The 5,432-nt window shown below is 53.6% G+C and carries 4 protein-coding genes; 2 read left to right on the forward strand and 2 right to left on the reverse strand.

Annotation, left to right across the window (positions count from 1 at the left end; genetic code table 11):
- Positions 1-242, reverse strand: a 242-nt coding sequence (locus tag D6783_04060; protein RME52679.1) for a hypothetical protein, incomplete at its 3' end; no start/stop codon positions are given.
- Between the two features lie 24 nt (positions 243-266).
- Positions 267-719: a hypothetical protein gene (locus tag D6783_04065; GenBank protein ID RME52680.1), complete on the reverse strand. Its 453-nt coding sequence runs from the start codon at positions 717-719 to the stop codon at positions 267-269.
- A gap of 94 nt (positions 720-813) precedes the next feature.
- On the opposite strand from D6783_04065, the gene D6783_04070 reads away from it, so the two are divergent.
- On the forward strand, positions 814-3,105 hold the full coding sequence (locus D6783_04070; GenBank protein RME52681.1) for a hypothetical protein: 2,292 nt from the start codon (positions 814-816) through the stop codon (positions 3,103-3,105).
- 69 nt (positions 3,106-3,174) lie between these two features.
- Entirely contained in the window at positions 3,175-5,403 is a 2,229-nt protein-coding gene (locus D6783_04075; protein ID RME52682.1) for a hypothetical protein, read from the forward strand.
- Positions 5,404-5,432: the final 29 nt, after the last annotated feature.

The following is a 5,432-nucleotide window of genomic DNA, read 5'->3' on the forward strand; positions in this document are numbered from 1 at the left end:
CCAGAACCACCAACCCCGACGTCTCCTCCTGCAAGCAACTCCTCAGGAGGCTCAATATCAAGCTGATTCATCGCATCAAAAATCTGACTCGTTGAAAAACCATCCCGCTGCAAAGCCTGAACAATCTGATTATTGGTCAAACCCTGCTCCCTCATCACACGAATACGCTGCACCGGCAAGGCACCGTCACTCCCCCCGCCGCTTTCGCCGCCTTGAGCCCCACGCTTATCAAACAAAACCATACGTTTCCAACCACCAACAGAGCTTTATAAATGTTTTGACAAGCCGCCCTTATCCAAGCCAAGCTCTTCAAGAAGACTAGCAAGCTCCCTTCTCGTCACAAACTCAAGCGGCTGCCACGCATCAACATACTTCTCAATCACCTGAAAATCGGACGCCTTCACCGTGTTCTCCAACTCCTTCACCATCCGCTCAATCTTGCCTGTCGCCTCGGCAACCTCCTTGCGAAGCGCCTCGAGTTGAGCCCGCAACGCCTTCACATGAGCACTCGTCTCACGCTCAAAATCAAGCAACCCCTTATCTGACAACTCCAACTTGCTGCGCAAATTCCCGTATCTGTCCTCCATAACGCGAAGCCTTGAAGCAACGTTATTCACATTCTGAGAAATCTCCAACAAATCAACATTTCCCTGTCCTGAAAGCGAACGACCACGCCCCTGCCCTGAAAACCCTTCCCCACTAAACGCTCCACCAGCCATACAACAACCCTACCACAATATTTATATACCTTCAACATGAGAAACCACTATTAAAGTTTTCGTTGCTACAACAAAGAGAGGAAAGAGGTGAGGGATGCCAGAGGAGACACCACAACCATTCTCTGCAAAACTCCTCCGGGAAGGAGAGGACAACGTCCTCAGAGTCGACGTAGAAGGCATCACCCGCGTCCCTAGCATTGAAGACGACCCCATCTTCATGCAGCGCGCCCACGAACTCCTCATCAAATACCCAAACACCACCAAAATCGTCTTCGTCCAAAAACGAGACTACGAATACGACTACCCTCAAGTCAAACTCCTCGCAGAAATTGCACATCTCTACAGCCAACTCCTCAAGCAAAAAGACAAGTTCGGCTACCAAGCCATCGCGGCACTCACCAACGACAACCCTCAAGCCCTCTACAACGAACTACACACGCACCTCACCCAAACACTCATTAGCGACCCCGCTGGCGCCTTCGTAGAACTCAGACGCATCGCGCGAAGACAACACATCGCACTAGAACGCGCCATTCACGAAACAGAACGAAGAAACCTCGAAAAACTCTTCACCCTCATCCAAAACACGCTTGACCTCCTCGGCCACACCAAACTCATCACCACCCTCAAACCACACCTTGCCGGGTACCGCATCGGCGACCGCGACATCTACCGCCTCGTCTTCAACCCCGCAATCAAACCAGACTTCATGTTCACGAAACTCATGGCTTCCTACCCGCAAGGAGCAGAAGAAATCGAAACCTACACCACCGGGCAAACAGAAGTCGTCATCTTCAAACTCCCAGGCACCGTCCAATACCTCTACCACATCATGCCGCCCGAATTCAAACTGACCGAAGACCGTTACGAACTCCTCGACCAAGCCAGAAACATCATGGCCGAACACAAACCACAGCGAGAAGAATTTGTCGACCCCGAACGCATGCGCGAAGTCTTCGCTCACGTTGGAAGAGACCTCCTCGAAGAACTCGCAGCAAGCAAGAACATCAACCTCTCCGAAGAAGAACTCAATGAGCTCACCAACGTCCTCCTTCGCTACACCATCGGTTTTGGCCTCATTGAAATCCTTCTTGCCGACCCAAAAGTCCAAGACATCACCATCAACAGCCCCCTTGGCCACTCCCCCGCCTTCCTCGTCCACGCCGACCACGGCGAATGCCGAACAAACATCATCCCAACCCCGAGCGACGCGGAAAGCTGGGCATCTAAACTACGCATCATGAGTGGCAGGCCACTCGACGAAGCAGATCCCATCCTCGACACAGAAATCCTCATCCCCGGCATTGCCAACGCAAGAGTAGGCGTGATTGCACCACCTCTCAACCCCACGCAAATAGCGTACGCCTTTCGCCGCCACAGAGACAAACCCTGGACCATCCCCCTCTTCATTCACACCCGCATGCTAAGCCCTCTCGCCGCCGGCCTCATCAGCTTCCTCATTGACGGAAACAGAACCATGCTCGTCGCAGGAACACGCAGCGCAGGAAAAACCTCACTTCTCGGAAGCATGATGGTAGAAATCATGCGCCGCTACCGCATCCTCACCATCGAAGACACCCTCGAACTCCCCACCCCCTCCCTACGCAAACTCGGCTACAACATCCAACCCATGAAAGTCGCCAGCGCACTCTCAAGAGGAACGTCAGAGGTCAGCGCAGAAGACGGCATACGCACCACGCTCCGCCTCGGCGACAGCGCACTCATCATTGGCGAGGTTCGCAGCAAAGAAGCGCGGGCCCTCTACGAAGCTATGCGCGTCGGCGCCCTTGCAAACGTCGTCGCAGGAACCATCCACGGCGACAGCCCCTACGGCGTCTTCGACCGCGTCGTCAACGACCTGGGCGTCCCGCGAACCAGCTTCAAAGCAACCGACATCATCATCGTCGCAAACCCGGTGCGCAGCGCAGACGGCCTCAAGAAGTGGCGAAGAGTCACCAAAATCACGGAAGTACGCAAAGAATGGGAAAACGACCCCCTCAGAGAAGGCGGCTTCGTCGACCTCATGACCTACAACCCAAAAACCGACCAGCTCGAACCAACCCCTGAACTCATCAACGGCAACAGCGACATCCTTAAAGCAATCGCGGGCAACGTACGAGAATGGGCTGGAAACTGGAACGCGGTCTGGAAAAACATTGAACTACGAGCAAAAACAAAAGAAGCACTCGTCACCGCAGCACGAGAAACATCCAGCCCAGAACTCCTCGAAGCAGAATTCGTTATCAAAGCAAACGACGCCTTCCACCGCGCCGTCAACGACGTCAAGGAAAAACAAGGACGCTCAGACCCGGACGCCATCTACCAAGCATGGTCAGCATGGCTCGCCAAAGAACTCAAAGACCACACCCTCAAAAAAGCAACGTAACACCACCAACACAACGCAGCAACAAAAAAAAAACAACCCCTCCTCAAGACCACGCCAGGTGACGCTCCCTTGACTCCGCCACGAAAAACAGACGAGAACGCAACCCTACGCAACCTCCAAAAAAAATACGGAAGCGAACTCCGAAAAGCGCTCCACGAAGAACAAGCACAAGAAGGTTTTCTCTCAACAAAAGACTACGAAGCGTTCAAAGCAGCCTACACACCAAGGCACCACACCATCTACGAACAAGGATGCAAAATCGCGGAAAAGCTCCTCCACCTCAAGCCAGACAAAAACAAGCGTAAAAGCATCCAAGAAGCTATCAACACCTGCCACCTCACCATCACTCCCGAAGGAGCAACGAGCTTCGCCATCCTCGCGCCGCTCCTCTTCGTCTTCCTCACCACAATCCTCACCTTCATCACCCCTCTCCTCGTTTGGGGATCTGCCTCAATCTTCTTCATCATCGTCGCAGTCATTGCAGCCCTGCTCATGATGTACGGCCTCATGAACCTCCCGTTCATCCTTGCCGACAGCTGGAGAAGCAAAGCGAGCAACCAAATGGTCCTTTGCATCTTCTATATCGTCACCTACATGCGCCACACGAGCAACCTCGAACGAGCCATTGACTTCGCAGGCGAACACCTCGGCCCTCCTCTCGCGCTCGACATGAAAAAAATCATCTGGGACGTCGAAACCGAACACTACAGCAGCATCAAGGAAAGCCTCGACGCCTACCTTCTCAAGTGGAGAAACACCAACCTCGAATTCGTCGAGAGTATGCACCTCATTGAGAGCAGCTTAGCAGAAAGCAGCGAAGACAGAAGACTCAACGCATTGGATAAAGCGCTCAAGGTCATGCTCGATGAGACCTACGAACGCATGCTCCACTACGCGCACGGCCTCAAAGGCCCCATCACCACCCTCCACATGCTCGGCATCATCCTCCCCATCCTCGGCCTCGTCATCCTCCCCCTCATCGTCAGCTTCATACCCGAAGTTCGATGGTGGCACCTCATGACCCTCTACAACATTGTCCTCCCCATCCTCGTCTTCCTCCTCGCAAAAGAAATCCTCAGCAAACGACCCAGCGGGTACGGAGGCAGCTCCACCAACATTAACGACCCTTCATTTCAACGCATGATACGCGTAGCCATAGGAAAAAAGCCATTGCAAACAAGCCCGCTCTTTACCAGCGTCCTCCTCTTTCTTTTCTTCTTCTTCATTGGCACAACACCCCTCCTCCTCCACGCCCTCAATCCAACAGGGGACGTCATCTTCACCAGGGAAGGCACCATCAAGCCCATCAACACACTCTCATCGGAGGACGCAACGTTCTACCTCCTCGGATACCGTCCAGAACTAGTAGGAGGAGAAGAAACCGGACGCCTCGTCGGGCCGTACGGCCTAGGCGCAACCCTCCTCAGCCTCCTCATCCCCCTTTCCTTCGGCATCGGCTTCGGATACTACTTCAAAAAAAAATCAGACCTCTTCATCAAAATACGCGAACGAGTAAAGAAGCTCGAGCAAGAATTCGCCTCAGCACTCTTCCAGCTTGGCAACCGCCTCGGTGACGGCCTCCCCGCCGAAATCGCGTTTGAACGCGTCGCTGAAGTCATGCAAGAAACCGAAACCGGCAAGTTTTTCGCCATCACCACCGAAAATATCAGGAAGCTCGGATACGGCATTGAAGAAGCCATATTCGATCCGGAAGTCGGCAGCATTAACTACTTCCCCAGCAGCATCATCGAAAGCAGCATGAAGGTCCTTATCGAGAGCAGCAAGAAAGGCACAGCAATCGCGAGTCAGGCCGTCATGAACGTTTCAGAATACATCAAAGAAATGCACCGCGTCGACGAACGCCTCCGCGACCTCATGGCCGACGAAGTCAGCAGCATGCGAAGCCAAGTCTCCTTCCTCACCCCAACCATCGCGGGCATCGTCATTGGCATCACGAGCATGATCACTAAAATCATCGGCAACCTCGGCGGCATCCTCACGCAACTCACCCAGGACGCGCCAAACCAAGCACCGATGGCCGGCATCTTCGCCGTCTTCGGGAGTGGCATCCCGACCTACTTTTTCCAAATCATTGTCGGCGTCTACGTCGTCCAAATCGCGTACCTCCTCAGCACACTCATCACCGGCATAGAGAGCGGCGCTGACAAACTCGCAGAAGAACACCTCCTCGGCACCAACCTCATCAAAACCACACTCATCTACATCAGCATCAGCGCCGCCGTCATCCTCCTCTTCAACATCATCGCAGGGCAACTCGTCACAAACATCACCCTGTAAAACACGAACAACAACCCCAAAAAAAATCC

Source organism: Candidatus Woesearchaeota archaeon (genome assembly GCA_003694805.1).
GTDB lineage: Archaea > Nanobdellota > Nanobdellia > Woesearchaeales > J110 > J110.

Coding starts and splice junctions, on each gene's coding strand:
- D6783_04065 (RME52680.1), bottom strand. CDS start 719: ATGGCTGGTGGAGCGTTTAGTGGGGAAGGGTTTTCAGGGCAGGGGCGT.
- D6783_04070 (RME52681.1), top strand. CDS start 814: ATGCCAGAGGAGACACCACAACCATTCTCTGCAAAACTCCTCCGGGAA.